The sequence below is a fragment of the Pantoea sp. MQR6 genome (assembly GCF_022761075.1).
GTDB lineage: Bacteria > Pseudomonadota > Gammaproteobacteria > Enterobacterales > Enterobacteriaceae > Pantoea > Pantoea phytostimulans.
The window spans coordinates 221977-246773 of record NZ_JAKYXB010000004.1 but is presented as its reverse complement, the minus strand read 5'-3'; the positions used below and the strand labels follow the sequence as shown (position 1 = coordinate 246773).

Sequence of the window (24797 nt, the reverse complement as noted above, 5' to 3'; positions counted from 1 at the left end):
TCGTGTTATTGCGGCAACCACGCCGTGGCTTCAACTTCAATCAGCACATCGGGGCTGGGTAGCATTTCACTGACCTGCACTACGGTAGAAACCGGTGCATCACTAAAAAACAGTTTCCGTACCCGGCTGTAATGCGGGAAGTGGTCGAGATTGCGGAAATATTGCACCAGCTTGAAAACGTCGCTCATCTGGCCACCGGCACTTTCGATGGTGGTGCGGATGCTCTCCAGCACGTACCAGCTTTGCGCCAGGATCGGCCCCTCTTTGGCATCGGTAGAGAACTCTCCGCTGCGACCCAAACGTTGCTGCGCAGCGGCAGGAATGTCGTCGTAGCCGCGAACAATCAATCCGCGTTGCGGATTAACCGGAATGATGCCGGAGAGAAAGATGTAATCACCCGCGCGTCGCCACGCGGCATAGTGGGCCAGCGGTTTACCCGCACCTTCATCAAGCGCCATCAACAGGTTCTCCAGCGGAAAGGGAATGAACGACGCCATTAACCAGTCGGTAGCGCTGGCGCTGGCGTAGTGGCCAGCTCGCGAGGTCGGCGTCGGGGAAAATCAATAAGTCATGCGTGAACACAGGCGCATTGGCGTGTAACGCAGTACGGCGGCAAATCAACGCGGAAGCCTGATCAAAGGCGTCACTGAGTTGTGCGCTTAATAATCCGCTGAACAGCGTGTCGAGCGGGTCGTAACTGCCGAATGGACAAAAGGCGTCCTGCACATTGTCAGCGCCCAGCAGCAGCGGGATGTCTCGCGTCATCGCCTCTTTAATCAGGGTTAAACCGCGCTGGCGCGGCGTGCGGTCAGGCACCGCATCCTGCAATAGCAGATTGGTGGCTGGCAGGGCGATCAACGTGACGTTATGGTGTTTCAGGATATCGAGCGTGGCTTCGCCGTCGGCCTGATGCGTTAACGCACAACCGTGGCTACAGGTGATATGTCCGCTAAAAGGATGTTGTTGCAGATACGCTGCCAGCCAGCGCAAACCCTGAGCGCCTTCTGTTAGCTCCTCATCAATGTGCAGATCGATGTCGAGTTGCCAGCGTTCTGCTGCCTGCATCAACTGCAAGAAAGCCTGTGAATCCCAATTGCTACTATGAATAAACCCACCCAGCAAAGCGCCGCTACTGCCAGCAACCTGGCGGGCAATTTCCTCGGCATCCTCGGCATGCGCAAACAGCGGCAGAGGCACCAACGCTACGCGCTCAATGGTGCAAAGTGGATGCAGCAACTTGCCAACCACTTGCCAGGCAGGCGGAGCATCTGTTGTAAACCAATCGATGTGTGTGCGAAGTAAACCTACACCCGCTTCAACTGCCCACTGCAACGCCTGACTCGCTCGTAGGTGAATATCCTCAGACGTCCAGCTGGCGCGATCCTGGTGCATCGCTTCAATCGCTGCCAGCAAGCCGGGACGCTGCGCCGGGCTGCGTTGTACGGTAAAAGTTTTATCCAGATGCGCGTGCGGTTCGATCAGCGGCGGCAGCACCAGCGCGCCATTCAGCGCCAGGTAATTGTCGCGAGAAACGGTGTCATCAGGCGTGATTTTTACGCCGCTATCCTGAAAGTGCAGCGTTGCACGCTGCGGCTGATTGCCCTGCATCGGCCAGCTTTCAGGTAACAGCCAGCGGGGCAAACGTGCGCCGGTCACGCCGTTGAACGGGCTCATAAGTCCAACACCAACAGGGGAGAATGTGAACGCGAACAGCAGAGCACGATGCAGTCGTTGGCCGCTTTTTGCTTCATATTCAGGACATCGTCGCGATGATCGGGCTGACCCGCTATTACCCGCGTTACGCAGGTACCGCACATGCCTTGCTCACAGGAGAGATCGATCTCAATGCCTTCACGCTCAAGCACCTCGGCAATGCTTTCCTCTTGCTTGATCGTGAACCGTGCGCCGCTGGAGGCAATTTCAACATCAAAGCTGTCGGTGTTAATCGGTTGAGTGACCGTGCTGGGCTTGAAGCGTTCGGTATAAAACTGGTCACTGTTCCAGCCATATTGCTGGCTGAGGCGCTGCAAATTTTGCATAAAACCTTCCGGGCCGCAGGCAACAATGACGCTGTTTTCAATAAACAGCAGATCATCGGGGATGTGCTGGCGCAAACTTTCGTTTTCACTGGAGAAGTGATAAACCACGCGATCGCCCAACGATTTCAGACGCGCAGAAAACGCCAGCTCATCACGATTTTTCAGGTAGAGATGCAAGGTGAAATCCGCCGCGCGAGCGGCCAGCGCTTCAGCCATCACCAGTAATGGTGTTAATCCAATGCCAGCCGCGAACAGCAGCGTGCGCGATGAAGTCGGTAACGGAAAATGATTGCGCGGCGCGGAAATGGTCAGGCTGTCGCCTTGATTCAGCTGATGATGCAGCCAATGCGAACCGCCGGTGCTGGCAGCATCGAGGCGGACGCATATTTGATATTCATCTTCTGCTTCAGCCGCAGAACAGAGTGAATACTGGCGCTTGCCGCAGAGCGGGATCGCGACATCAATGTGCGCGCCCGGCGTATAAGAGGGTAACGCCAGCGCATCGGCACGTTTGAGGGTCAATAACAGATTGCCTTTACCGTTGAACTGCTTTGCGATGACGGTGACGGCGAAAGTCTCTGCCTGCTTCATGGTAAACCTGTACGCGATAGGGCGCGTCGGCCTGCAATATCGCAGTGTGCGCCACTGTTTTTATCATGACTGCGATTATTATTTTGCCGTAGTGTGAGCGTCCATCTGTTAAATTCGCATGAAGCGTTGCAAAAAAGAGAGCACCCCTATGTTCGCGTTTTCCCGATTCCTGATTTATTTCACCGAAGTGGCCCGCCAAGGCTCGCTGCGCAAGGCTTCCGAGGTGTTGCACGTGTCGGCTTCATCCATAGATCGGCAGATTTTGCGGGTAGAAGAGCAATTGGAAATGCCTCTGTTTGAACGTCATCCATCAGGATTACGTATGACAGCGGCGGGTGAAATTTTGCTTAATGCCGCTAAGGGTTGGCAAAAAGAGTTTGGGCGCGTTTGCACCCAGCTGGATGATCTGCGCGGGCTACGGCATGGACATGTGCATATTGCGACGATTGATGCCATTAACCGCGGCTTTTTTTCGTCCATCTTGCAGCGTATCCGGCAAGAATATCCGGGCATCTCTTTTACCCTGACCACCATGAGCAATATTCATATCGCCAATGCGCTAACTGCGGGTGATGCGGACTTTGGCATCATGCTGAATCCACAAAGTTCGCGCGAGTTGCTGGTTAAATCTTTTGCGGATTTGCGGCTGGGCATTGTGGTGAACAGCCAGCATCCGTTGGCAGAGTTGGAATCGATCCGCTTTAGCCACTGCGATTCCTGGCCATTTATCGTGCCATCAGCACCGCTTATGCTGGCTGAACCGCTGGAAGCGCTGCTGAATACCTCGGGGATTACCTTGAACGAAGTAGGGCGAACCAACAATATTCATATGCTGCGTTCGCTGGTGCGTGATGATGTAGGCATCAGCATCATGTGTTGGCTGGATATTGTAGATGAGCATCGGCGCGGTGAACTGAAGTTCATTCCGCTGATTGATCCGATTTTGAAGCCGTTCACGCTGTCGCTGTGTGTTGCACCGCAGCGCCAACTTTCGATTGCTGCGTCAATGATGTTACGTGAGCTGGAGACGTTCTTTGCCATGATGCAAAACGAACAGGCGATAGCGGCGCAAGAGAAAGGGTCTCGCGCCATCACGTAACGCTGCCGGATTTACGCGGCGGTATCTGGCTTCACCAGGAAGCAGATTAAGGTGGCATCGCGTTCGCCAGTGATCTCGTTTATCTCATCAAGGTCGCTGGCCGCGTCACCACGTCCCAGACGCTGATCGCCAATGTTGATCACGCCTTCCAGCACGACGATATAGGCGATCAAACCCGGTTGCTTTGGCACTTCAAGCGTCTGCCCGCGCTCCAGCAACGCATCATAAATATAAGCATTCTGACGCAATTCCAACGGAGCATCCGACGCTTCGGGGCCAGCGAGTTCAGTCCAGCCATTTGGCAACACGCCCTGATCGCGCTCAAGTACCTGCGTCATGGCTTCACCGCCAGGCTGCGCGGGTTTAATCACCGCCTGCAACACTTCGGCCTCAAACAGCGGCACCGATTCTTCATAACGTACGCCTTCGCCAGCGTTCACCAGCATCACGCGTTTTGCGGAGAGTGGCGTGCGCTCGCCGTTACTGTCCTGATGCAGCATGGAACCGCGCCAGAGATAGGTGAAAACCTCTTCATCGCGATGTTCCTGCATCGGAATGCGGGCATCGAGTTTTAGCGTCATGAGATCAACGCTCACCAGCGGGCTAAGCGCTTCGCCCGGACGTTGACGACGCACGGTAAAAGGGCCGTATTCAAACAGTTGTTCAGGATTAGCACGCATGATGTTCATGGTTTGTCCTTAAAGATTGAGTCGATGGCAACGATCATAAACGATCCGCTGAAAATGAGAAGTCGTTGGTTTTGCTGAGCCCGGTCAACTTTTTTGAATGAGGTGTCGCCCGCCAATATGGCAGGCGACAGGCTCGCTATTTACCTTGCTCGTCGCTTTCGCCCAGGAAGAAATACCACAGCGGAATGGAGAACAGACCGGTAAACACGGTGGAGTAGAGCAGAATCATCATCGCCTGTGTGAGATACATCGTCAGCGACCAGTCGCTGAACGGAATGTGATACTGCTCAATCACACCGCTGATCATGGCGCGTGACATTACCGTGCCCACAATCAGGGCCAGCACCGTGACGCTGCGCAAAAAATAGCGCATCTCTTTACGCTTAACGGCGAAGCGTGACTGAATGATCGCCAGCGGCGACTGCTGATCCAGCGGCGTTTCGATTTTAGGTTGTGCTGCACGTTGCGCTTTACGCCAGCGCTGAATATCCAACAGGACAAAAGCCAGCAGGCTAAAGCCCATTACCGGCAAGGCATAACCCAATGCGAGAACCACAATCAGCGAGGCGCTTCGGGTATACAACGGCAACGCCAGCCATGCGGAGGAGAGCGTTTGTGCTGGATTAAGCTGTGGCACCGCCGGACGACGTATCCACCACATGCGATAACCCAACACAATCATGCTGCACAGGCCCAACCCAAACAGCGCCAGAATCAACTGATTCGGTAAGCCAAACAGCACGCCCATATGCGCATCCACGCCCCACCGCGTCAGCTTGGCAATCAGCGGGAAAGAGGCGAATTCAACGTGATCGACGATGCTGAAATCGGTGGGGTTAACGGAAACGGAATCGACCTGGCTTGGCCAGCTGCGATCAATTTCGGTCACTGTCCAGGCTTGCTCAGCGTTTTTTGGCTGACGTAATTCTACTTTTGCCGCATTAATGCCTGCGCCACGTGCCGCATCGAGCACCCGATCCCAGTCAATATTCGGTTGATTAATTACGCGCGGGCTGGCCGCTTTTGTCGGCATTTTCATGCTGGACATATCCATGCCTTCCATCGCGCCATGATGTTCAGCATGAGGATCGGCCGGTGCTGCGGGTTCGCTGCTGTTCAGCGCGGTGATAACCTGCGGCGTTAGCCAGTTAAAATCGCTGCGCATTTTGTTGATGTTGTTGCCTGCCCACTGCGACCAGGTCAAACCGGTTACAGAGAAAAACACCAGGCCAAGAGACAACACCAAGCCCAGCGTGACGTGCCAGTGACGCGTCAGGGCAAAACCGCTTTTAGCTTTTTTAACCTGACGACGCGGCCGCGTGCCTAGCCACAACACAATGCCGCCAAGCGCCGCTACCCATAACCAGGATGCCGCAAGTTCACTGTAGTTACGCCCAAAATCGCCCAACAGCAAGCTGCTGTGCATCTGATCAATCAAAGTGCGCAGCGGCAATACACCGCTGGTGCCAAACACCGTCATGTCACCTTTTACGTTAAGCGTATAAGGATCGATAAAGAGGGATCGCGATTCAGAAGGGCCAAGATTGGCTTGGGTAAATTGCACGCGCGTCGTGTCATTTTTACCCGGCGCCGGGCGTACCGCATAAATCCGCGCATTCTGCCCAGCACGATGGCGTGCAGCCTCAACTTGCTCAGACAAAGGTTTGGCTATGCCTTGTGGCTGAGTGGTTAAGGTATTGCTGTAGAGCGCGTTTTCCAGTTGGGGCGTCAGCACGTATAAGGTGCCGGTTAAGGCCGCAACGAAGATAAACGGCGCGATAAACAAGCCGATATAAAAATGCAGGCGACGAAAAAGATTAAGCACCGCGCCGCGGGGTGCTGGGGAAAGTTCCCGTGATGACGACATAGCCATTCCACACTATTCAAAAGACAGGAGACACCTTCCGGCGCAAACGTGCGCAAGAAGAACAAGTCAAAAAGCAGTGAAGTTGAACGCAGAATGTGGCGGTGCGCGCGGGCGATGGATGCCAGTAACGCGTCGCAACAGCGGCTGAACAAGGGCAGGCGTCGGGGGGGCGCGGGAGATCACCAGCATCAGCCAGATCAGCGTGACAAACACCCACAACATCAACGGGACATGCACCAGCAAATCACAGTAACCGCAGGCGAAGCTTTCATCCATCGTCATTGCATGATCGGACATGGGCATATCGGTGTGATGATGCATCATCGACATATCGGCACGCATGGCTGACATGTCGTGCGTCATAACCATTTTGTCATGACGTTCTGCAAGGTTCTTCGACACCACGGGTGCAACAAACAACAGCAGCACGGCCAGTATCGCAATACAGGCAGTGAGTTGATGTTGCAGCCGCGCAGAAAAGGTCATAAGAGTGCATTTTACGTCAGAATTTAGAGGCGGCAGTGTAACGCGACATCATTAAAGGGGTTAAAAAAAGTGGCGCTATTGCCAAAAAAATTCGCACCTTTTGAACATATTCACTTTCGCGGCTGCCTCCATTAACCTAGTGGTTACTCGCGAAATACATATTAATAACATTGTCGTGTGAAAATGCGGGTCCATTTTGCTGGCTTTTGGTGTTGGTTAATGAATAACGATAAAAGGACGAAAAATGAAAATTGTTACCCTCGATGGCGAAACGTTGCCGATTCCCCCAACGCCACCTGAATGGTGTAGCGACTGGCAATTTCGCGCGAATACTGCTGCTGAGAGTATTGTCGCAGCGCTGGCTGGCGCGACCATCGCCATCACCAACAAAGTCCCGATGCGAGCGGAAACGCTGGCGCAACTTCCCGACCTTCGCTACATCTGCGTAGCGGCAACCGGTTATGACTGTATCGATCTCAACGCCTGTCGCGAGCGCGGTATTGTGGTCAGTAACGTGCCTGGGTATTCAACACGCAGCGTTTCAGAAGGCGTCATCGCGTTTATCTTCGCATTGCGCCGTCAGCTGGTGGATTACGTCAACAGCACACATCAGGCCTGGCCCAATTCACCCCATTTTTGTGTACACCGTCAGCCAATTTTGGATATTGCTGGCGCAACGCTGGGCATTGTCGGCAAAGGTGATATCGGCAAAGCAGTGGGACGTATGGCGACAGCATTAGGTATGAACGTGCTGTATGCCGAGCGCAAAGGCAGTGAGACGATACGCGAAGGTTATGTCAGCTTCGAGGAGATGTTAGCCAGCAGCGATGTAATTACGCTGCATTGCCCGCTGAGCGATCAAACGCGCCAGCTGATTGACCGCGAATCCCTGAGCAAAATGAAACCGCAGGCACTGCTGATCAACACCGCGCGAGGCGGATTGATCAACGAAGCCGATCTGGCGGCTGCCTTGCGCGACGCAACGATTGGTGGTGCCGCGCTGGATGTGCTGAGTAGCGAGCCGCCAGGACGTGACAACCCGCTGTTGCAAGCTGAACTCCCGACGCTGCTGTTGACGCCGCATATTGCCTGGGCAAGTCAAAGCGGCGTTCATAATTTACTGCAAGGTATTGCGGCTAATCTGGCGGGTTTCCAGCAGGGCGCGCCGGTCAACGTCGTCAGTTAAGAGGTTAACGTGGGCAGGCTTCACGCCTGTTCATCCCTTTTACTTCAACGAGTCATTCTCATGCTCACCAATCTTTTACACACGTTTCCCGAAGCGGCTAAAAAGGGGGCAGAGGAGACGTTTGAAACCATCCTCAGCCGACCCAACTTGTGCATTGAGCGTATCGTTTCCAGTGGGCAAGCCAGCCCGCCTGATTTTTGGTATTGCCAACAGCAAGGAGAATGGGTGATGGTGATTCAGGGGGCCGCCGGTTTGCAACTGGAAAATGAGCCGAACGAACGCGTCTTAAGGGCTGGCGATTTCGTGAATATTCCGGCGCAGTGCCGTCATCGCATTAACTGGACAAGTAGCGAGGAACTCACGGTGTGGCTGGCGGTGCATTACGAGATTCCGGCGGAATAGAATTTCCGCCGGATGGGATTGGGCCTTAGCTAATCTGCTTCGCGCTGCCCGCCAGCGGTGCGAGCAACATTTGCACGCAACTCAACGCCACCAGCACGCTAAACGGCAATGTCCAGTTACCGCTGTGCTCATGCAGTATGCCAAAAAATAGCGGTCCCAGCGCCGCCAATCCATAACCCACGCATTGCGCCATACCGGACAACTGTGAAGCCTGACGGTGATGGCGGGCGCGCAAGTTGAACAGCGAAAGAGAGAGCACCAGCGATGCGCCCGCGCCTAATCCTGCCAGTGTCAGCCAAACTATCGCTAACTGCGGATACAGCAGTAATCCCAGCATGCCAAAAAAGATCGCAGATGAAGCGATGAACGCAAGCAACCTGGCATCGCGCACGCGTTTCAGCGCCACCATACAACCTAAATTGGCCACAATTGCCACAGCCTGATACCAAAACAGCAGCCATCCGGCTTGCGCCTGGCTAAAACCGTGGGCTTGCGCATAGGGCGTAAACCAGTCGATCAAGGTGTAGAAAGCCAGAGATTGCAGCGCCATAAACAGCGCGACTTGCCAGCCGATAAGGGTTCGCCAGGGATTGCGAGTGGGCAGGTTTTCTGTGGATGCCGTTGATGTTGGCTGTTGATGACGATGGCGCAGCAGCGGCAACCAGACCAGGAGAGCAATCATTGCCGGCACCGCCCACACGCCCAGCGACAAGCGCCATCCAAGATCGGAGAGCGCGGTAAGCGGCACCGCAACACCCGATGCCAGGCTGGCGGTAATCGACATGGTTGCCGCATATAAACCAATATACTTGGCGGTGTGTTCGGTGAAGTCGCGCTTGATCAGGGGCGGTAACAACACATTGGCCGCCGCAATCCCTGCGCTTAATAACACGGTTCCTGACCAGAGCGCGGTTTCACTTTCGCTCCAGCGAACGATTGAACCCGCAGTAATTAAGCAGAGCGCCCCCCATAAGCTGCGCTCCAGGCCAATTCGCTGGCTCATAAACGCCGCTACGGGCGCTAACACAGCAAACAGGATCAGCGGAATAAAGTTGAATAGGCCCGCAGCACTGGCGCTTAGGCCAAATGTCAGACGAATATCTTCCAACACCGGCCCGACGGCGGTAATTGGCGCGCGCAGGTTGGCCGCGGTAAGCAATAAAACAAAGAGGAAAAATCCAGAACTCGAAATAACGGAGGAGGCTTTAGCCGGTGTTTGAACAGTCGTCATGATAAACATCACTAAGTGCAGCAAAGCTGCAGGTGGTGCGTTGGTTGACGTTAACGCTTACGCATCATATTTGATGTCTGCGCGCTACTTTAATGATGGATGTAGGTGGTGTAAAGCGTTGATAAAAAACAGAGAGAATAAAGCGACTTAACACTATTACGCGTTTGTGGTGAACCTGTTTTGATAAAAAAGCCATCATTACAGCAACCTAAAATAGCCGCCAGGTAGTTTTACCAGGCATTAAGGGTAATCACCCGAATGTTCAGCGTTGATTAAGGTGGGTAGAGTTATCACCTGCTTACTTTACTCAGGAACTGACATGAAAATCGCTTTAATTACACTCGCCTTTTTAGCTTCTGGTTCGGCCTATGCTGCTTCAAATAACGCAACGCTGATTGAAAAAAATATTTCGTTAAATCAGGCGAATAGCCTGGCAAGCGCAGCCATCGCCTCTTGTGCAGCACAACAATATAACGTGGCAGTAACGGTTGTTGATCGCGCGGGTATTGTTAAAGCAGTACAGCGCATGGACAATGCAGGCCCGCATACGGTAGAAGCCAGCCGCATGAAAGCGTTCACCGCGTTAAGCAGTAAAAACAGCAGCGGCAAGGTAATGGAAGCCGCACAGAAAAATCCAGGCGCAGCCAATATGACCGCGATTCCAGGTTATCTGCTACTGGCGGGCGGCGTGCCGGTGAAGAGCGGCGACCAGGTGATTGGCGCTATCGGAATTGGCGGTGCACCGGGCGGCCATCTTGATGAAACCTGTGCGCTCGAAGCATTGAAAAGCTTTGATGCGTCCTAAAACGTCATCTAAGGTTTAGGGCGATATCATTCGCCCTTTCTCTATCAGGAATTTTACGCATTGCGCCTGCGAAACATCGCTTTAATGAGTTGGCTCGTTCTAAGCATTTTGTCTGCCGGGCTGGCGGGTCTGTGGCAGATACAACAGCAATACGATCTGCGTAATGCTGAGTTTTACCGCATTCAACGTGCACTGAGCAATATCCTCACTCAAAACGAAACCTTCTTGCCACTGCTATCCGGTAACGAATCGCTGGCGGCACTGCAACACAAATTCCCTCAACTGCTGGCGATGGAAAAGACCCAAGGCCGTGCGCTTGACAGTCAGCGTGTCGAGCCCGCTCAGGCAGGGCGTTACTGGCTTTATAATCCTTATCAACAAACCCGCTTTTTAATTGAGCTGGAACCGTTGATGCGCAATAAAACCGACTTTCTTTCGCTGCGTTTACTTTGGCAGCAGCAGCCAATGATTATCGAGGGCAGCGCGAAACCGAAAGCGTTTTGGCATTGGCAGCAAGCGTTGGCGCATCCGCTGCAACCCTTTGTTCTGGAAGCGGATGCCAATCCAGCCTGGCAACAGCTTTCCTGGCTGCCGCTGATTTCAGCGACGATGTTGTGGGGCATCATTGTGGCGGCTACGCTGGCCTTATTCAGCCAACGTCAGCAGCAGAAGCGAGCAGAGCAGCGCGCGCTCTATTATCAACATTCCCGCCTCAATGCGCTGGGTGAAATCACGGCTGGGATGGTGCATGAGATCAATCAGCCGCTTACCGCTATTCAAACCTATGTCCAGAGTGCACAGCGGCTGGTAGCGCGCGGGGAATATGCCATGCTGCCCCAGGCGCTGGAAGCCTCATTGCGCCAGACGCAGCGTATCAGTGAGCTGCTTAAACGTTTTCGTGACAATGTCTCCCAAAAAGAGATTTTGTTAGAAGCGGTTGATCTGAGTGTCATGCTAGCGCGCGTTGCGGCGTTGCTTGAGCGTGAGATGCGCGCGGCAGACATTACACTCAACAGCCAGTTTGCGCAGGATGCCTCATCGGTATTAGCCGATGCGCTGTGGCTGGAGCAAATCTTTCACAATCTCATGAGCAACGCCATTCAGGCGCAACAGAATAGCGCGCGAGGAACGATCCGCATCGAAAGTCGTCGCCTCCAGAATAAGATAGAAATTGTGCTGCATGACGGCGGGCCGGGATTCAGTCATGAAGCGTTACAGCACGCTTTCATGCCGTTCTTCACCACGCGTCAGGAAGGCATTGGATTAGGCATGACATTGACCGAAACGCTCATCTTACGTATGAATGGAGATATCACCTTGAGCAACGATCCCGCCGGTGGTGCACGGGTTACGTTGCGACTACCGGCAGCAAGGAAATGAGTGATGGAAACAATTTACATTGTTGATGATGACGCATCGGTGCGTGAATCGCTGATGTTCCTGATGCAATCAATGGGTTGGGCTTGCCAAAGTTTCGCCAGTATTGATGCTTTGATGCAGCAAAAAAATACCGCTTTACACGGATGTTTGCTGCTTGATGTGCGTATGCCAGGGAAAAGTGGCTTGGCCTGGCTGGAAGAGGGTGAAATGCCGTTCCCGCTGCTGCCCATCATCGTAATGACCGGGCATGGCACTATCGACACGTGTCGACGCGCTTTTCATCACGGCGCGTTTGATTTCTTCACGAAACCCATTGATGTCGACGCGCTGATTGAGGTGATCAACCGCGCGCTAAGTGAAAGCCAACGGCTTGCTGAGAACTGGCAACAGCAGCAGGTCTTGATTACGCGTTATGCCCAACTCAGCGTGCGGGAAAATGAAGTGTTGAATTTGCTGGTAGAAGGATTAACCAGTAAAGCGATCGCAAGAAAACTGGACCTATCGCCGCGAACGGTAGAAGCGCACCGGGCGGCGATTTTAACCAAGTCTGGTGCAAACAGCCTGGCGCAATTAATTCGCGATTATCAGCGGTTGCAAACTCAGTGATCAGTGGAATTCAGGCTCAGGAAAATGACCGCAATCGGTTTGATTAGGACTGGTATTTGGCTGACAGGTTTGTTGACGCGTTTCACCTTTAGGCACCGGTTTTTCGGGGCCCCACGGCGAACTGCAGGCGGTTAACGTGGTAATGAAGAAAATCAGGGTGAATAAACGCATATCCGCTCCTTGTTAGGATTTTGAGAGAGCAAACAAACGTCGGTGGTCTATAAAGCGTCCAGCAGACCAGAGGCGTATCGCCTAAGTGTGGTCAGTGAACAAATAATGTCAATTAAAACAGGGCAAACATTAACGCGACGGGAAAACTCATTGGCCAGGTTGCGCCGACCAGAAATGCGCTCAACAACTTAATGCTGAACTTATCTTTAGCGATAAAGAAGGTGATAAGCGCTGCGACAGAGGCCACCACGGCGTAAAAAACCAGCATATGTTGGTAAAGGGTCATCAATATCTCCGCAGCATCGTAAGGGTTTTCGCTGCGCATGATGCTGATTTTCGTGATCCAGATCAAGTAAAAAGCCGCTTTTTCTCCCCATAAAACGCTGTTTCTCTCCGACCTGAACCGTGAAAACTGTGATTTCAACGCTCAGGCGATTTCAGCCTGAAAGCGGCCCGGTAAAACGGCTTAAAACCCTTGCGCTACGCAGCGCTATCGACAAAAAATCGCACGGCGAAGAGACATATCACATTCGCGCGTCAGGGCATTGATAGCAAAAAAAAGAGCGCCCCAAGACGCTCATTCAGGCCAGCTCGCTAGGCTTGAGGCATCAGCTCCGTTTTAATCCATCCCGGCTCGCGCTTATCAAAGTGTTTATACGCATCAATCACATTGCTCAGCGGTTCAACATTGGTCAGAACACCAACGGGATCGATTACGCCACTGCGGGTGAGTTCCAGTAAATGTGGGATGATGGTGTGATGATTACAGTTCCCCATTTTCATTGTCAGGTTCTTGTTCATCGCTTTGCCAATAGGGAAAATTTCCGCCGTGGGAGGATAAACGCCAATAATGCTGAGGCGACCTGCTTTTTTCACGCTGGCAATGGCCCATTCCAGCGCTTGCGTCGGCGCATCACCCGGCACCCAGTTGCCCTCCTGCGGATGGGTTTCAGGTGCGACCTGTTCAACTTCTTGCTTAAATTTATCGGCTTTTTGTTCGGCCTCATCGCTGGCGGGGCCATGATGAGCATGTTGGCTATCAACACCCACCGCATCAATAACAGCGTCTGCACCGGTTCCGCCAGTCAGCTGTTTAATGATGGCAACCGGATCTTCACGCTCAAAGTTAACGGTGAAGGCCCCCTGACGACGCGCCATTGCCAGACGATCAACATGACTATCAACGGCGATGACGCGTGCGGCTCCCATCAAAAAGGCGCTGGCGATGGTGAATTGCCCAACCGGGCCACAGCCAAATACCACAACGATATCGCCACGGCTGATATCTGCTAACTCCGCACCAAACCAGGCAGTAGGGAAGATGTCACTGATCAATATCGCTTGCTCGTCACTGACGCCGTCGGGAATTTTTACCAACGTATTCGCTGCATAAGGAATGCGGGCTTTTTCGGCCTGTAAGCCATTTACTGGGCCTGTGGCTTGCGGGCCACCGAAGAAACAGGTTCCGGCTTCTGGCCCGTTGGGATTTGCATTGTCACACTGTGCGGTATGGCCAGCACGACAGGGCGGGCAAACGCCACACGACACCGTTGAACACACCACCACGCGATCGCCGGGGGTGAAATTGCGGACTTCATCGCCAACGCTTTCCACAATACCTACGCCTTCATGCCCGAGAATGGTTCCCTGCTGCATATTGCTGAAGGTGCCACGAATAAAATGCAAATCAGTGCCACAGATAGCTGAAGCAGTTAATTTAATTACTGCATCACTGGGCTGCTCAATTTGAGGGTCAGGAACGGTATCCAGGCGAATATCACCTACCGCATGCCAGACTAATGCGCGCATATTTCCTCCAATCACGTTAAGGGATCGTCACGTATTAAAAATACCAAGTAAAGATTATAGAACTGATTCTGAATGCTATTTATCGAGGCAGAGAAATCTGAATAAAAATCAGGCTATTAATGGCGCAATTATTGTTAATAAATATTAATTTCTTAACCCTATGACTTACTAATATTTAACTATTTGAAAATTAAGATTAAATATTATATAGCATTTAAGCGAGACGGAAATGAAATTAGGCGCGCCGTTCACTGAGTGGGTCAATTAACGAAGCGCGGCAATATGGCAGAATGGTTAATAACCGCTATCATCAAGGACATAACTTTACAATAAATATACCCAGCAGGCTTCAAGTTATACAGCGGTTAGCTGTGGCTCGAATAACCCAGGGTATACCTTGGCAGGATGCCAGGAGCAATGTCGGAAATGAGGCGGAAAATGAGTGAGCAGACTTGTACCATTATTTATAATGGCGAAGCGTTAAGCGGAGCCGCGAATCGACCTTTAATTGATTTTCTTGATGACCACGGGAAAAAATTACCTCACGTTTGTTATCACCCGGCTCTTCCCCCGCTGCAAACATGCGATGTCTGCTGGGTTGACGTGGATGGCGAACAGGTGCGCGGTTGTACGTTAACCACGCAAGACGGTATGCAAATCAGCAGTCAAACTGCCACCTCGCGTGCCGCGCAGGAAGAGGGGATGGATCGCATCCTTAATCGTCATGAGCTTTATTGTACCGTTTGTGAACACAACACCGGCGACTGCACCTTACACAATGCCGTCGCTGATATGCACATTCCGATTCAGTATTACCCTTATGAACGCAAACCCAGCGAGAAAGATCACTCCAATCCGTTTTATACCTACGACCCGGATCAATGCATTTTATGTGGGCGCTGCGTCGAAGCCTGCCAAAACGTAGAAGTGAATGAAACTTTATCCATCGATTACACTGCGGAGCATCCACGCGTGCTGTGGGATGGCGGAACGCAGATTGCGGGTTCCAGCTGTGTTAGCTGTGGACACTGCGTAACAGTTTGTCCCTGCAATGCTTTACTGGAAAAAACCATGCAGCCTGATGCCGGGCCTTTTACCGCCATGCCGCAAAAGGTAAAACGCCCGATGATTGATTTCGTTAAGGCGCTGGAAAAGAGCATCAGCATGGAACCGATCACGGCGATCTCCGTGATTGATACCGCCTTGCGCAAAGCTGAAATCAAGAAAACCAAAACCGTTTGCACCTATTGCGGCGTTGGATGCAGCTTTGAAATGTGGACGCGCGATCGCCATATCCTAAAAATTCAGCCGGTAGCTGAAGCGCCTGCGAATGGCATTTCGACCTGCATCAAGGGCAAGTTTGGCTGGGATTTTGTTAACAGTCCGAAGCGTCTCACCACGCCGCTGATACGTGAAGAAGGGCGTTTCCGTCCAGCCAGTTGGGATGAGGCGCTGGATCGCGTGGCGCAAGGATTGCGTGCCGTTGCCAACCAGCACGGCGGTGATGCCATTGGGTTTATCGGCTCAAGCAAGGCCAGCAACGAAGAAGCCTACCTGACACAAAAAATTGCCCGCCTGATCTTTGGCACCAACAACGTCGATAACTCTTCACGTTACTGCCAAAACCCTGCAACCCAAGGTCTGTTTCGGACGGTTGGATACGGAGGAGATGCGGGCAGTATCAAGGATTTACAGCTTACTGAATTGATTGTGATTGTTGGCAGTAATCTGGCTGAAAACCATCCTGTTATCGCTTCCCATATTAAACAGAGCCACAAGCACCAAGGTCAAAAGTTGCTGGTTGTTGATCCGCGCTGCCACGAAATGGCCGAGCGAGCCGATTGTTATCTGCGCGTGCGGCCTGGCACCGACATGGTATGGGCTTCAGCCATGGCGCGCTATATGTTTGACCACGGCTATGCCGATGACAAATTCCTGAGTGAACGGGTGATTCAGGTTGAGGAATATCGCGCCTCGCTTGCGCCTTTTACGCTTGAGTTTGCCAGCGATATTACCGGGCTAAGCGTTGAAGAACTGACCACCGCCGCAGAGATGATTGGTAACGCGGGCAGCGTCTGCCTGCTGTGGGCAATGGGAATTACCCAGCATAGCCATGGGGCAGATACCAGCACCGCGCTCTCTAACTTGCTGTTGGTGACAGGAAATTATGGTCGTCCCGGCACTGGAGGTTATCCAATGCGTGGCCACAACAATGTGCAGGGTGCCAGCGACTTTGGCTGCCTCAGCAATATCTATCCGGGCTATGACAAAGTCACGGATCATGCTGCGCGTGAAAAGTGGGCTAAAGCGTGGGGCGTTTCGCCTGAAGCGTTATCTGACAAGGTTGGTGCAGACAACTTCCAAATGGTGCAGGAAGCGTACGAGAAAAAAGTGCGGGCGATGTACATCATTGGCGAAGAGACCGCGTTCTCTGACGCGGATTCAACTAAAGTTCACCAAGCTTTTACACAGCTCGACTTTATGGTGGTGCAGGACATTTTCATGAGCCGTACCGCCGAATTTGCTGACGTGGTATTGCCAGGTTGCCCAAGCGTTGAGAAGGAGGGCACCTTTGTGAATACCGAACGGCGTATTCAACATTTCTCTCCGGCAATGCCGCCGCTGGGCGATAGCCGCCCCGACTGGCAAATTCTCACTGATTTAGCCGCCAGGCTGGGACATCCGTGGCGCTATCCTAATCCCGGCGCGATCATGGCAGAAACAGCCAGTATTGCGGAGATTTTCGCCGGGGTTAGCTATGAACAGCTGGTGGGCTGGCAATCACAACAGTGGCCGGTGAAGGCCGATGGCAGCAGTACACCGCTGCTCTATACCGAATCCTTCCATTTCCCGGATGGCAAAGCACGACTCTATCCACTGGAATGGCGTCCGCCGGAAGAGCGTGAAGATAGTGAGTACGATCTGCTACTGAACAATGGCCGCATGCTGGAGCATTTTCAGTCCACCAATCAGACTGGGCAAGGCGGCCGTATATCCTCGCTGTCACCGAACTGGTTTGTGGAAATTTCACCGCAACTTGCCGCTGAACGTCAGTTGAAAGAGGGAGATTGGGTTGCGATTACTTCGCGGCGCGGCACGCTTGAAGTACCGGTGGTGATCACCGAGCGGGTTCAGGGCAATGTGCTGTTTATCCCGATTCATCATGGTAAACCTGGCGTAAATGGTTTGACCGGCGATCATCACGATCCTGACGTGAACACGCCCGCCTATAAAGAAATCGCAGTAAAAATGCAGGCGCTGGATCATCCACCGCAACCGAACCCTCTGCCTCAGCATAATTTCCGTTATGGTCAGCGCACGCCGCTCGATCATTTGCCCGTAGAAGATAAATGGCAACAGGCGGGTTATCAACAGCCACCCGCGCACGTAAAACATCCGGAGAAATTTTAATGGCCGAACGCATGCAATACGATGTGCCGCCGACGCGCACCGAACCTACCGCAAAAGAATCGCTTGATACTTTGCTGGAAAGCCTGCACCAACACGGCTTTTTACGTCTCGCCAACGATGTCGTAAAGGCCAACAGCGACATTGGTAAAATTTTGGTTGAAGGGCTTAATCGGCCCGGCTCGCAAAACGCCATTCAAAACCTCTCATTGTTAATGATGGCGCTAGGTACCATTCCGCCTGAACGCTTTAATCACATGATTCTGGCAGTTCGGGCCGCACTGATGGCGTTAAAACCCGCCAGCGAAGAGACGAAACAGCACTCAGCTGCACCGGGCTTGAAAGGTGTAATGTCTCTGCTGAAAGACGAGGCGTTATGGCAAAGCCTGCGGCCTCTGTTTGCCGGAATGGAAGCGTTCTCTCAAGAGTTACAGCGCGCAGAGGAGCCACCGGTCACCCGTTATAGCGGGAAATCGACCCGTGAGTGACGCTGATTGGGTGCTGCTGCTGTCACGCGGGCAGTTCGCATTGACAATGGGTATGCATATCACGCTGGCGGCATTAACGCTGGGTCTTGCCCCTTTTCTGGTCTGGTTTGAGGCACGCTGGCTTTGGGGTAAACAGCCCGGCGCGCGCGAAGCGCTGCATTTTTGGTTAAAGATTTTCGCGCTGACGGTGGCGATTGGCGCGGTTTCTGGCGTGGTGATGGAATTTCAGTTTGGCACCAACTGGGCCCCCTTCTCTCAACGCGTAGGTGGAATCATCGGCCCGCTGATGTTTTATGAAGTGCTGGTGGCTTTCTTTTTGGAGTCGGGGCTGACTGGCGTGATGCTGTTTGGGATGGGGCGTATCCGCCCCGGTATTCATTTTATCGTTACCTGCATGGTGGCTCTTGGTGCCTTTATCAGTGCGTTTTGGATCCTGGCCGCTAATTCCTGGATGCAAACGCCGGTTGATTTTTCTCGCGATGATGCAGGTGTATTTCATGCTAACAGCGTTATGACTCTGCTTTCTGCGCCCTCCTTTCCCTGGCGCTTTACGCATATGGTGTTGGCAACCTTAATTGCGGTGGCATTTATGATGGCAGGTGCAGCGGCATGGCGAATTCTGCACCGTCCAAAGGAAGCGGCAGCACGTATCATGTTGACCAGCGCCCTGACTTTTTGTCTATTTGCCGTGCCGCTGCAGCTGGTTATTGGCGATCTTCATGGTGAAAATACGCTGCGCTATCAGCCCGCCAAATTAGCCGCGATAGAAGGGAGCTGGAGATCACCTGCGCCGGGAGATGGAGAACCGCTGCGGCTGTTTGCGATACCCGATCAACAAATGCAGCGTAATCGTGCTGAAATCGCCGTTCCTAATCTGGGTTCGCTCTATTTGCGTCACAACTTAACCGGGCATATTAAAAGCCTGAGTGAATTTCCCGCTGACACGCTGCCGCCGGTGTTGCCGGTGTTTTTTGCTTTTCGCGTCATGGTGGGATTAGGGGCGTTAATGCTGATCACCACCTGTGTCACTAACCTTCAGCGCTGGCGTAATAAGTTGCTCACGTCACGCCGCTTGTTGTGGTGGCTGGTGTTGATGTCGCCCAGCGGATTTGTCGCGATGCTGTCGGGTTGGCTGGTGACAGAACTGGGGCGTCAACCCTGGACCGTTTATGGTTTGTTGCGCACTGCGCAAAGTGTTTCATCGCTGTCCCTGAGCTTGACGCTGGCTTCGGTTATTGGCGTGCTGTTGATTTACAGTTTCAGTTTCGCTCTTGGGCTACGTTATCTGTTGCGTTACGTTAATGCGCCGCTGCCAAAGGAAACTGAGGTTGTTGCGAATAGCTTAACGACCTCTTCGGAGAGCGGACAATGAACTTAGCCGATCTCTGCGCCCTGACACTGTTATTTTCACTGCTGATGTATGTCTGGCTGGATGGCGCGGATCTTGGCGTCGGGATGCTTTTTTTCTGGTTTGACGATGAAGAACAGAAACAGCGCATGGTGCACAGTATTTTGCCGGTATGGGATGCCAATGAAACCTGGCTGGTGCTGGTAGCGGGTGGCCTGCTGGCACTGTTTCCTGCCGCTTACAGCAGTTTGTTTAGCGCACTCTATTTACCGGTTTTCATTATGCTACTTTGCCTGTTTCTGCGTGCGCTAGCACTGGAGTATCGTGCTCAGGCCGCTGGCGAACTGCGTCACTGGCTGGATAAATTGCTGCCGCTAAGCTCCGCACTGGCCGCTTTTTGTCAGGGTTGGTGCGCGGGCAAGGTGATGGAAGGGCAGAGTTTATTCGGCTTCAGCCTGTATGCCCTGTTGTCGGGCTTTGGCTTGATGGCTATTTATCTGATGTTAGGCTGCTGCTGGATCCGCTGGCGCATTGGAGAATCGGTTGAAGAGCGGGCAAACACGCTGGCATGGTTTTTTTGGGTGGTTGCACTGGTGCTGTTTTTGGCGCTGATCTTATTAAACCCCGATCCGTGGCAACAAACGTGGCATGGCTGGGGAAAAGCGATCTGTTTATTCATTGCGGCATTGTGGCTCATGCTGCTGATTGCGCTCTACCGATTGGGTCCCAAGTGGCAAATCGCCATAACGCTGGCTTTAATCGCCGCCGTAATGGCAGGCATTGCCTGGGGGATTTATCCGTGGCTCATTCCGCAACAGATTGATCTGCATAACAGTGCTGCGGATCAGGTTACACAAATTTTTGTGCTGACGGGTGTGGCTATCGTGATGCCGATAACCTTGATTTATCACACGTGGGCGTTTTGGGTTTTTCACGGCAAGGTTAAGTAAAGCGCCGCCATTTTTAGCCTTGTTGATAAAGCGAAATGATGTCGCCCAGCGTGGGCGATATCGCGCTACTTCTCACCCGTAAACTGCGCATTCCACGCCACCATTTCAGCATCAATGATGGCGACTTTAGGAATGATTTCGCCACTTTTAGCCCACGCGGTGGGTTTCCATGTGCAACACTTCCTTTTCGTGGAATCGACATCGAAACATTCAGATGAGGAATAAGTAATGGCTAAATTCATGATGAATAAGAAAGAAGATCTGGTTGCTGATGCGCTGGATGGCATCATTTATGCCAATCCATGGCGCAATCTGGTGCGATTAGACGTCGATCCATGGATACGTATTGTGATGCGTAATGACTGGGATAAAAAAAAGGTGGCGCTGATCTCTGGCGGAGGATCAGGACATGAGCCTGCGCATGTTGGCTTCATCGGCAAAGGGATGTTAACCGCCGCAGTGTGCGGTGATCTGTTTGCTTCTCCCAGCGTCGAAGCGGTGTATAACGCCATCGTTAATCTCACCGGCGAGGCCGGATGTTTGTTGATTGTTAAAAATTATACTGGCGATCGCCTTAACTTTGGCCTGGCGGCAGAAAAAGCGCGTAAAGCAGGTTTTGATGTCAGCATGGTTATCGTTGGCGATGATATTGCGCTGCCTGATAACCCACAGCCGCGTGGCGTGGCAGGAACCTTGCTGGTGCATAAAATTGCGGGTTTCGTCGCCGAGCGCGGAGATGATTTAGCCGCCGTGACCAAAGCGGCGGAGGCGGCAAACCAAGCCATGTCAACGATGGGCGTTGCGATGTCGAGCTGCCATTTGCCAGGTGAAGATACCGACGAACGCGTGCCGGAAGGCAGCGTGGAAATGGGGTTAGGTATTCATGGTGAGCCGGGCGTTGAGGTGATTAAATCCCAGAGCAGCCAGCAGATTGCTAAACAGCTGTTGGAAAACGTGCTGCAGAATCGAGATGCCGACAAGCCGCGCGTCTTGTTGGTGAACAATCTTGGCGGAATGTCAGCGCTGGAAATGAATCTCGTCACGCGCGATTTGATCGAATCACCGTTGAGCAACAGTGTGCAGTATCTGATTGGCCCTGCAGCAATGATGACGGCGCTGGATATGAAAGGCTATTCCGTCACCAGCCTTGAACTTTCGCCATTGTTTGAGGAGGCGATTTGCGCGCCCGTGGAAGCGGCTGGCTGGTGTAAAGCGGTCAAAGTTGAGGCTCTGAAACCGCATAAAGCTGAAAAGCAGGCGAGCGAAATTGCCTTCGAAGCGTCTGAAAACGCCCATGTCGCCCGCATTCTCAGCGCCGTTTGCGACACGCTGATCAAAAATGAAAGTGATCTGAACAAACTGGATGCTCAGGTGGGCGATGGTGACACCGGTTCGACCTTCGCCGCCGGTGCACGACACATTCTTGATGAGTGCAAAGAGCAGCACTTGCCGCTGAATACCTTGCCCGATCTGTTCGCCGTCATTGGCGAGCGACTGGCAAAAGTCATGGGCGGGTCCAGCGGTGTATTAATGGCCATTTTCTTCACCGCGGCGGGTCAGCAGCTGGCAGAAGGGCGCGCATTAGCGGAGGCTTTGCAGAAGGGGCTGGAAAAAATGAAGCATTATGGCGGTGCACAACTCGGCGACCGCACGTTAATAGATGCGCTACAACCGGCTATCGAAGCGATGATCGCAGGCAAGGATTTCAACGCCGTCGCGGATGCGGCACATAAAGGCGCGGAAAATACCGCCAGCATGACCAAAGCAAAAGCGGGGCGTTCTTCTTACCTCAATAGCGATAATTTGAAAGATGTACAAGATCCTGGTGCGGTGGCAATTGCGCGCGTATTTGCGGCGCTGAAAACCGTGAATTAACCTGCTCGCCACTCTCCCTGTTGTCGATCAAAACAGGGAGAGTTTACGCATTAAGCCTTTGTTGTAAGAACGACAGCAGCACCCGATTGACTTCACTTCTTTGTCGGTGCTGCGGGTAGACCGCATTCAAACAGAGTGAGTCGGGATGACAGGCATCTAACACCGACACCAACTCGCCGCGTTGCAATGCCGGGCCTACAATAAATTCGGGCAAAAGCACCAAGCCTAAACCAGAGATCGCCGCGTCGCACAGCACTTCACCGTTATTGCTCATCATCGGGCCTTGTACCGCCAGCACTTTCTTTTTCCCGTCGACCTTTAGCTCCCAACCGTTTTGGCCTTCCCTACCGTAACGCAGGCAGGCGTGTTGCAGTAGATCCTCAGGAACCTTGGGTTCACCTGCACGCTTTAAGTAAGCGGGACTGCAACAGATTACCCGCTTCAGCTCGCCAAGTTGACGGGCGATCAACGTTGAGTCGCTCAAGGTGCCAATGCGGATCGCCATATCAAAGCCTTCACCAATCACATCAACATAGCGATCGGCCAGTTCAACCTGAAATTGCAACGCGGAATGTTCAGCCAAAAAATCCGCGATTAACGGTGAAAGATGGCTCATGCCAAACGACATCGGCATGCTGATTCGAAATGTACCGTGTAACTCTTGACGTCGCTCAGAAACGGCTTGTTCTGCTTCCTGTATGTCATCAAGGATGCGTTGCGCGTGCTGGGCAAAGACTTTACCCGCATCCGTTACCGATAATTTTCGCGTATTACGTATCAACAAACGCGCGCCCAGTGAAGCCTCAAGCGCTGCCATGCGCCGACTGACATATTGTTTCGATAGCATGAGCTGGTCGGCCGCTGCCGTGAAATTTCCGGCGTTCATCACCGCCACATATATCCGAAGATCTTCGATTTGCATATTGTCCACTTAAAGGTGACAGTGATTCATATCAGAGCTAATTGTTGAGCAAATTAGTTTACGTATACTGCTTCTCTATCGGAAGGGCAAATCCACTTCCCCAAAAAATTTAGGAGCAGACCATGATCGAGCAAAGATTATCAGAACAACGCGGCTTAGGTGATCACGGCTGGTTGAAATCACGTCATACCTTCTCATTTGCGGGCTACCGTGATCCCAAACAGATGGGTTTTTCTGACCTTCTGGTGATTAACGATGATCAGGTGGCACCCGCTCGCGGTTTTGGCGCGCACCCTCACAGCAACATGGAGATCATCTCTTATGTGCTGAAAGGCGAGTTAGCACATAAAGATTCCATGGGTACCGGTTCGGTAATCGTTCCCGGTGACGTGCAATTGATGAGCGCCGGTAGCGGAGTCACGCACAGTGAATTCAACCATTCCAGCACCAATGGCGTCCATTTTTTGCAAATCTGGATTGTGCCAGCTGAAAACGGCACGCAGCCAGGTTACCAGCAAGTTTCTGTGCCTGAAGAGGATAAACGAGGCAAATTTAGCCTGATCGTCTCGCCAGAAGGGCAAGGCAACGCGTTAAGCGTGCGTCAGGATATGCGTATCTATGCCGGTTTGTTTAATGGTGATGAGCAGCAAACCGTGACGTTAGGTGAAGATCGTTACGCTTATATTCACGTGGCGCAGGGTTCTGTCACAGTGAACGGTATTCGCTTTAACGCAGGTGATGGTGCGCGGGTTCGTAATGAAACTTCGCTTAGTTTTACCGCCGGTGATAATGCTGAGGTGCTGCTGTTCGATCTGCGTCCCGTTGAAGTGAATCGTCCTGCACATTAATCGCTGACAAAAAAACAGCGCTTTTTAAAATGGTCAGAAATGGCCGTTTTTTTTCGTTTTCACATTCCTGATTTGCGCGTTTCTCACCAGAAATTGGGCTTGATGCATAATGAATTATTGGAACAAATCAAAGACCCTTCGCTGGGTGCAGCCAGTACGATCGCGCGTTTCGGTAAGTAATAGGATTGTTGTTTTTAGAAGGAGAAGGTGCCGGAAGGGGGCTACCGGCACCTTTGGCAGGCTTACCAGTGATATTTGTTTGAATCTTCCCAATCTTTTACTTCTTTCTCTGCACGATCTTTTTCGTAACCGTAACGTTCCTGAATTTTGCCCACCAACTGATCACGCTTGCCTTCCACAACAGTCATGTCGTCATCAGTAAGATCGCCCCATTTTTCCTTAACTTTTCCTTTGAACTGTTTCCAGTTACCACCAATTCGATCTTCATTCATTTTCGCTTTCCTTAATAATGTTTCTTTTAATTTATTGCTTTGGCAGACAGCCGTTTCGGTGTCTGTAGCGCTAAGCCTGGCACAGCCAAATTTTTTTGCTGCTTCTGATTGTGAAGTACGCAGCATATTTGGAATTAATCCTTGT

Annotated in this window: 25 protein-coding genes; 12 read left to right on the top strand and 13 right to left on the bottom strand. The window is 52.4% G+C overall.

The genetic code is table 11. The features are described 5' to 3' along the window. Positions 1 to 5: 5 nt before the first annotated feature. The 3 genes from MUG06_RS16325 to MUG06_RS16315 are packed head-to-tail and all read right to left on the bottom strand — an operon-like array spanning position 6 to position 2630. Positions 6 to 458 carry a RidA family protein gene (locus MUG06_RS16325; protein ID WP_215848563.1) on the bottom strand — a complete coding sequence of 151 codons (453 nt, stop codon included), beginning with the start codon at positions 456 to 458 and terminating at the stop codon, positions 6 to 8. Continuing rightward, positions 448 to 1674, bottom strand: coding sequence for an amidohydrolase family protein (locus tag MUG06_RS16320; protein WP_243079258.1), 1227 nt, complete (start codon positions 1672 to 1674; stop codon positions 448 to 450). Before MUG06_RS16320 ends, MUG06_RS16325 begins: the two co-directional genes overlap by 11 nt. Then, positions 1671 to 2630 carry a PDR/VanB family oxidoreductase gene (locus MUG06_RS16315; protein ID WP_243079257.1) on the bottom strand — a complete coding sequence of 320 codons (960 nt, stop codon included), beginning with the start codon at positions 2628 to 2630 and terminating at the stop codon, positions 1671 to 1673. Before MUG06_RS16315 ends, MUG06_RS16320 begins: the two co-directional genes overlap by 4 nt. A 148-nt stretch (positions 2631 to 2778) precedes the next feature. On the opposite strand from MUG06_RS16315, the gene MUG06_RS16310 reads away from it, so the two are divergent. After that, a complete protein-coding gene (locus tag MUG06_RS16310) occupies positions 2779 to 3729 on the top strand; it encodes a LysR family transcriptional regulator (RefSeq protein WP_243079256.1) in 951 nt (316 codons plus the stop codon). Between the two features lie 11 nt (positions 3730 to 3740). Here MUG06_RS16310 and MUG06_RS16305 read toward each other — a convergent pair whose 3' ends face one another. The 3 genes from MUG06_RS16305 to MUG06_RS16295 all read right to left on the bottom strand — a co-directional run bounded on the left by MUG06_RS16305 (position 3741) and on the right by MUG06_RS16295 (position 6771). After that, a complete protein-coding gene (locus MUG06_RS16305) occupies positions 3741 to 4418 on the bottom strand; it encodes a pirin family protein (RefSeq protein ID WP_243079255.1) in 678 nt (225 codons plus the stop codon). A gap of 136 nt (positions 4419 to 4554) precedes the next feature. Beyond that, positions 4555 to 6285, bottom strand: a complete 1731-nt coding sequence (locus MUG06_RS16300) for a DUF2534 family protein (RefSeq protein ID WP_243079254.1) — start codon at positions 6283 to 6285, stop codon at positions 4555 to 4557. 66 nt (positions 6286 to 6351) lie between these two features. Further along, on the bottom strand, positions 6352 to 6771 hold the full coding sequence (locus tag MUG06_RS16295) for a DUF2946 domain-containing protein (protein WP_215848567.1): 420 nt from the start codon (positions 6769 to 6771) through the stop codon (positions 6352 to 6354). 244 nt (positions 6772 to 7015) lie between these two features. Between MUG06_RS16295 and MUG06_RS16290 the strand changes: the two genes are divergently transcribed. Both MUG06_RS16290 and MUG06_RS16285 read left to right on the top strand, forming a co-directional pair. Then, positions 7016 to 7957: a D-2-hydroxyacid dehydrogenase gene (locus MUG06_RS16290; RefSeq protein ID WP_243079253.1), complete on the top strand. Its 942-nt coding sequence runs from the start codon at positions 7016 to 7018 to the stop codon at positions 7955 to 7957. Positions 7958 to 8017: 60 nt separating this feature from the next. Then, entirely contained in the window at positions 8018 to 8359 is a 342-nt protein-coding gene (locus tag MUG06_RS16285) for a cupin domain-containing protein (RefSeq protein ID WP_243079252.1), read from the top strand. 25 nt (positions 8360 to 8384) lie between these two features. Here MUG06_RS16285 and MUG06_RS16280 read toward each other — a convergent pair whose 3' ends face one another. Next, entirely contained in the window at positions 8385 to 9590 is a 1206-nt protein-coding gene (locus MUG06_RS16280) for an MFS transporter (protein WP_243079251.1), read from the bottom strand. A gap of 319 nt (positions 9591 to 9909) precedes the next feature. On the opposite strand from MUG06_RS16280, the gene MUG06_RS16275 reads away from it, so the two are divergent. From MUG06_RS16275 to MUG06_RS16265, 3 genes are all read left to right on the top strand, one after another. Then, on the top strand, positions 9910 to 10395 hold the full coding sequence (locus MUG06_RS16275; RefSeq protein ID WP_243079250.1) for a heme-binding protein: 486 nt from the start codon (positions 9910 to 9912) through the stop codon (positions 10393 to 10395). An 84-nt stretch (positions 10396 to 10479) separates the two neighbouring features. Beyond that, entirely contained in the window at positions 10480 to 11775 is a 1296-nt protein-coding gene (locus MUG06_RS16270) for an ATP-binding protein (RefSeq protein WP_243079249.1), read from the top strand. 3 nt (positions 11776 to 11778) lie between these two features. Then, complete coding sequence (locus tag MUG06_RS16265; RefSeq protein ID WP_279234029.1) at positions 11779 to 12381, top strand: response regulator; 603 nt, start codon at positions 11779 to 11781, stop codon at positions 12379 to 12381. Here the strand turns inward: MUG06_RS16265 and MUG06_RS16260 are convergent, their stop codons facing one another. The 3 genes from MUG06_RS16260 to MUG06_RS16250 form a co-directional block, all read right to left on the bottom strand. After that, the gene (locus MUG06_RS16260) at positions 12382 to 12552 is read right to left on the bottom strand and encodes a hypothetical protein (RefSeq protein ID WP_215848572.1); all 171 of its coding nucleotides are present in this window, start codon (positions 12550 to 12552) and stop codon (positions 12382 to 12384) included. It abuts the gene before it with no gap. A 112-nt stretch (positions 12553 to 12664) separates the two neighbouring features. Beyond that, complete coding sequence (locus MUG06_RS16255) at positions 12665 to 12838, bottom strand: GhoT/OrtT family toxin (RefSeq protein WP_243079431.1); 174 nt, start codon at positions 12836 to 12838, stop codon at positions 12665 to 12667. A 308-nt stretch (positions 12839 to 13146) separates the two neighbouring features. Continuing rightward, positions 13147 to 14361: a zinc-dependent alcohol dehydrogenase gene (locus MUG06_RS16250; protein ID WP_243079247.1), complete on the bottom strand. Its 1215-nt coding sequence runs from the start codon at positions 14359 to 14361 to the stop codon at positions 13147 to 13149. Positions 14362 to 14799: 438 nt separating this feature from the next. On the opposite strand from MUG06_RS16250, the gene fdhF reads away from it, so the two are divergent. The 4 genes from fdhF to MUG06_RS16230 are packed head-to-tail and all read left to right on the top strand — an operon-like array spanning position 14800 to position 20555. Further along, positions 14800 to 17772: a formate dehydrogenase subunit alpha gene (gene fdhF, locus MUG06_RS16245; protein ID WP_243079246.1), complete on the top strand. Its 2973-nt coding sequence runs from the start codon at positions 14800 to 14802 to the stop codon at positions 17770 to 17772. Further along, entirely contained in the window at positions 17772 to 18257 is a 486-nt protein-coding gene (locus MUG06_RS16240; protein ID WP_243079245.1) for a DUF1641 domain-containing protein, read from the top strand. Before fdhF ends, MUG06_RS16240 begins: the two co-directional genes overlap by 1 nt. Then, a complete protein-coding gene (locus MUG06_RS16235; protein WP_243079244.1) occupies positions 18250 to 19629 on the top strand; it encodes a cytochrome ubiquinol oxidase subunit I in 1380 nt (459 codons plus the stop codon). The genes MUG06_RS16240 and MUG06_RS16235 overlap by 8 nt, the downstream gene beginning before the upstream one ends. Then, on the top strand, positions 19626 to 20555 hold the full coding sequence (locus MUG06_RS16230; protein ID WP_243079243.1) for a cytochrome d ubiquinol oxidase subunit II: 930 nt from the start codon (positions 19626 to 19628) through the stop codon (positions 20553 to 20555). The genes MUG06_RS16235 and MUG06_RS16230 overlap by 4 nt, the downstream gene beginning before the upstream one ends. A 13-nt stretch (positions 20556 to 20568) precedes the next feature. Here MUG06_RS16230 and MUG06_RS16225 read toward each other — a convergent pair whose 3' ends face one another. Beyond that, positions 20569 to 20757, bottom strand: a complete 189-nt coding sequence (locus MUG06_RS16225; protein WP_243079242.1) for a hypothetical protein — start codon at positions 20755 to 20757, stop codon at positions 20569 to 20571. A 26-nt stretch (positions 20758 to 20783) separates the two neighbouring features. Between MUG06_RS16225 and MUG06_RS16220 the strand changes: the two genes are divergently transcribed. Further along, entirely contained in the window at positions 20784 to 22430 is a 1647-nt protein-coding gene (locus MUG06_RS16220) for a dihydroxyacetone kinase subunit DhaK (RefSeq protein WP_243079241.1), read from the top strand. 43 nt (positions 22431 to 22473) lie between these two features. Here the strand turns inward: MUG06_RS16220 and MUG06_RS16215 are convergent, their stop codons facing one another. Then, positions 22474 to 23352, bottom strand: a complete 879-nt coding sequence (locus MUG06_RS16215; protein ID WP_215848577.1) for a LysR family transcriptional regulator — start codon at positions 23350 to 23352, stop codon at positions 22474 to 22476. Between the two features lie 122 nt (positions 23353 to 23474). On the opposite strand from MUG06_RS16215, the gene MUG06_RS16210 reads away from it, so the two are divergent. Next, a complete protein-coding gene (locus MUG06_RS16210; RefSeq protein ID WP_243079240.1) occupies positions 23475 to 24200 on the top strand; it encodes a pirin family protein in 726 nt (241 codons plus the stop codon). Between the two features lie 242 nt (positions 24201 to 24442). Here MUG06_RS16210 and MUG06_RS16205 read toward each other — a convergent pair whose 3' ends face one another. Beyond that, positions 24443 to 24652, bottom strand: coding sequence for a CsbD family protein (locus MUG06_RS16205; protein WP_215848712.1), 210 nt, complete (start codon positions 24650 to 24652; stop codon positions 24443 to 24445). Positions 24653 to 24797: the final 145 nt, after the last annotated feature.

Excerpts from the sequence above, each read along its gene's own strand:
- MUG06_RS16325 (WP_215848563.1), bottom strand. The coding sequence starts at position 458 with ATGGCGCTTGATGAAGGTGCGGGTAAACCGCTGGCCCACTATGCCGCG.
- MUG06_RS16320 (WP_243079258.1), bottom strand. The coding sequence starts at position 1,674 with ATGAGCCCGTTCAACGGCGTGACCGGCGCACGTTTGCCCCGCTGGCTG.
- MUG06_RS16315 (WP_243079257.1), bottom strand. The coding sequence starts at position 2,630 with ATGAAGCAGGCAGAGACTTTCGCCGTCACCGTCATCGCAAAGCAGTTC.
- MUG06_RS16310 (WP_243079256.1), top strand. The coding sequence starts at position 2,779 with ATGTTCGCGTTTTCCCGATTCCTGATTTATTTCACCGAAGTGGCCCGC.
- MUG06_RS16305 (WP_243079255.1), bottom strand. The coding sequence starts at position 4,418 with ATGAACATCATGCGTGCTAATCCTGAACAACTGTTTGAATACGGCCCT.
- MUG06_RS16300 (WP_243079254.1), bottom strand. The coding sequence starts at position 6,285 with ATGTCGTCATCACGGGAACTTTCCCCAGCACCCCGCGGCGCGGTGCTT.
- MUG06_RS16295 (WP_215848567.1), bottom strand. The coding sequence starts at position 6,771 with ATGACCTTTTCTGCGCGGCTGCAACATCAACTCACTGCCTGTATTGCG.
- MUG06_RS16290 (WP_243079253.1), top strand. The coding sequence starts at position 7,016 with ATGAAAATTGTTACCCTCGATGGCGAAACGTTGCCGATTCCCCCAACG.
- MUG06_RS16285 (WP_243079252.1), top strand. The coding sequence starts at position 8,018 with ATGCTCACCAATCTTTTACACACGTTTCCCGAAGCGGCTAAAAAGGGG.
- MUG06_RS16280 (WP_243079251.1), bottom strand. The coding sequence starts at position 9,590 with ATGACGACTGTTCAAACACCGGCTAAAGCCTCCTCCGTTATTTCGAGT.
- MUG06_RS16275 (WP_243079250.1), top strand. The coding sequence starts at position 9,910 with ATGAAAATCGCTTTAATTACACTCGCCTTTTTAGCTTCTGGTTCGGCC.
- MUG06_RS16270 (WP_243079249.1), top strand. The coding sequence starts at position 10,480 with ATGAGTTGGCTCGTTCTAAGCATTTTGTCTGCCGGGCTGGCGGGTCTG.
- MUG06_RS16265 (WP_279234029.1), top strand. The coding sequence starts at position 11,779 with ATGGAAACAATTTACATTGTTGATGATGACGCATCGGTGCGTGAATCG.
- MUG06_RS16260 (WP_215848572.1), bottom strand. The coding sequence starts at position 12,552 with ATGCGTTTATTCACCCTGATTTTCTTCATTACCACGTTAACCGCCTGC.
- MUG06_RS16255 (WP_243079431.1), bottom strand. The coding sequence starts at position 12,838 with ATGACCCTTTACCAACATATGCTGGTTTTTTACGCCGTGGTGGCCTCT.
- MUG06_RS16250 (WP_243079247.1), bottom strand. The coding sequence starts at position 14,361 with ATGCGCGCATTAGTCTGGCATGCGGTAGGTGATATTCGCCTGGATACC.
- fdhF (WP_243079246.1), top strand. The coding sequence starts at position 14,800 with ATGAGTGAGCAGACTTGTACCATTATTTATAATGGCGAAGCGTTAAGC.
- MUG06_RS16240 (WP_243079245.1), top strand. The coding sequence starts at position 17,772 with ATGGCCGAACGCATGCAATACGATGTGCCGCCGACGCGCACCGAACCT.
- MUG06_RS16230 (WP_243079243.1), top strand. The coding sequence starts at position 19,626 with ATGAACTTAGCCGATCTCTGCGCCCTGACACTGTTATTTTCACTGCTG.
- MUG06_RS16225 (WP_243079242.1), bottom strand. The coding sequence starts at position 20,757 with ATGTCGATTCCACGAAAAGGAAGTGTTGCACATGGAAACCCACCGCGT.
- MUG06_RS16220 (WP_243079241.1), top strand. The coding sequence starts at position 20,784 with ATGGCTAAATTCATGATGAATAAGAAAGAAGATCTGGTTGCTGATGCG.
- MUG06_RS16215 (WP_215848577.1), bottom strand. The coding sequence starts at position 23,352 with ATGCAAATCGAAGATCTTCGGATATATGTGGCGGTGATGAACGCCGGA.
- MUG06_RS16210 (WP_243079240.1), top strand. The coding sequence starts at position 23,475 with ATGATCGAGCAAAGATTATCAGAACAACGCGGCTTAGGTGATCACGGC.
- MUG06_RS16205 (WP_215848712.1), bottom strand. The coding sequence starts at position 24,652 with ATGAATGAAGATCGAATTGGTGGTAACTGGAAACAGTTCAAAGGAAAA.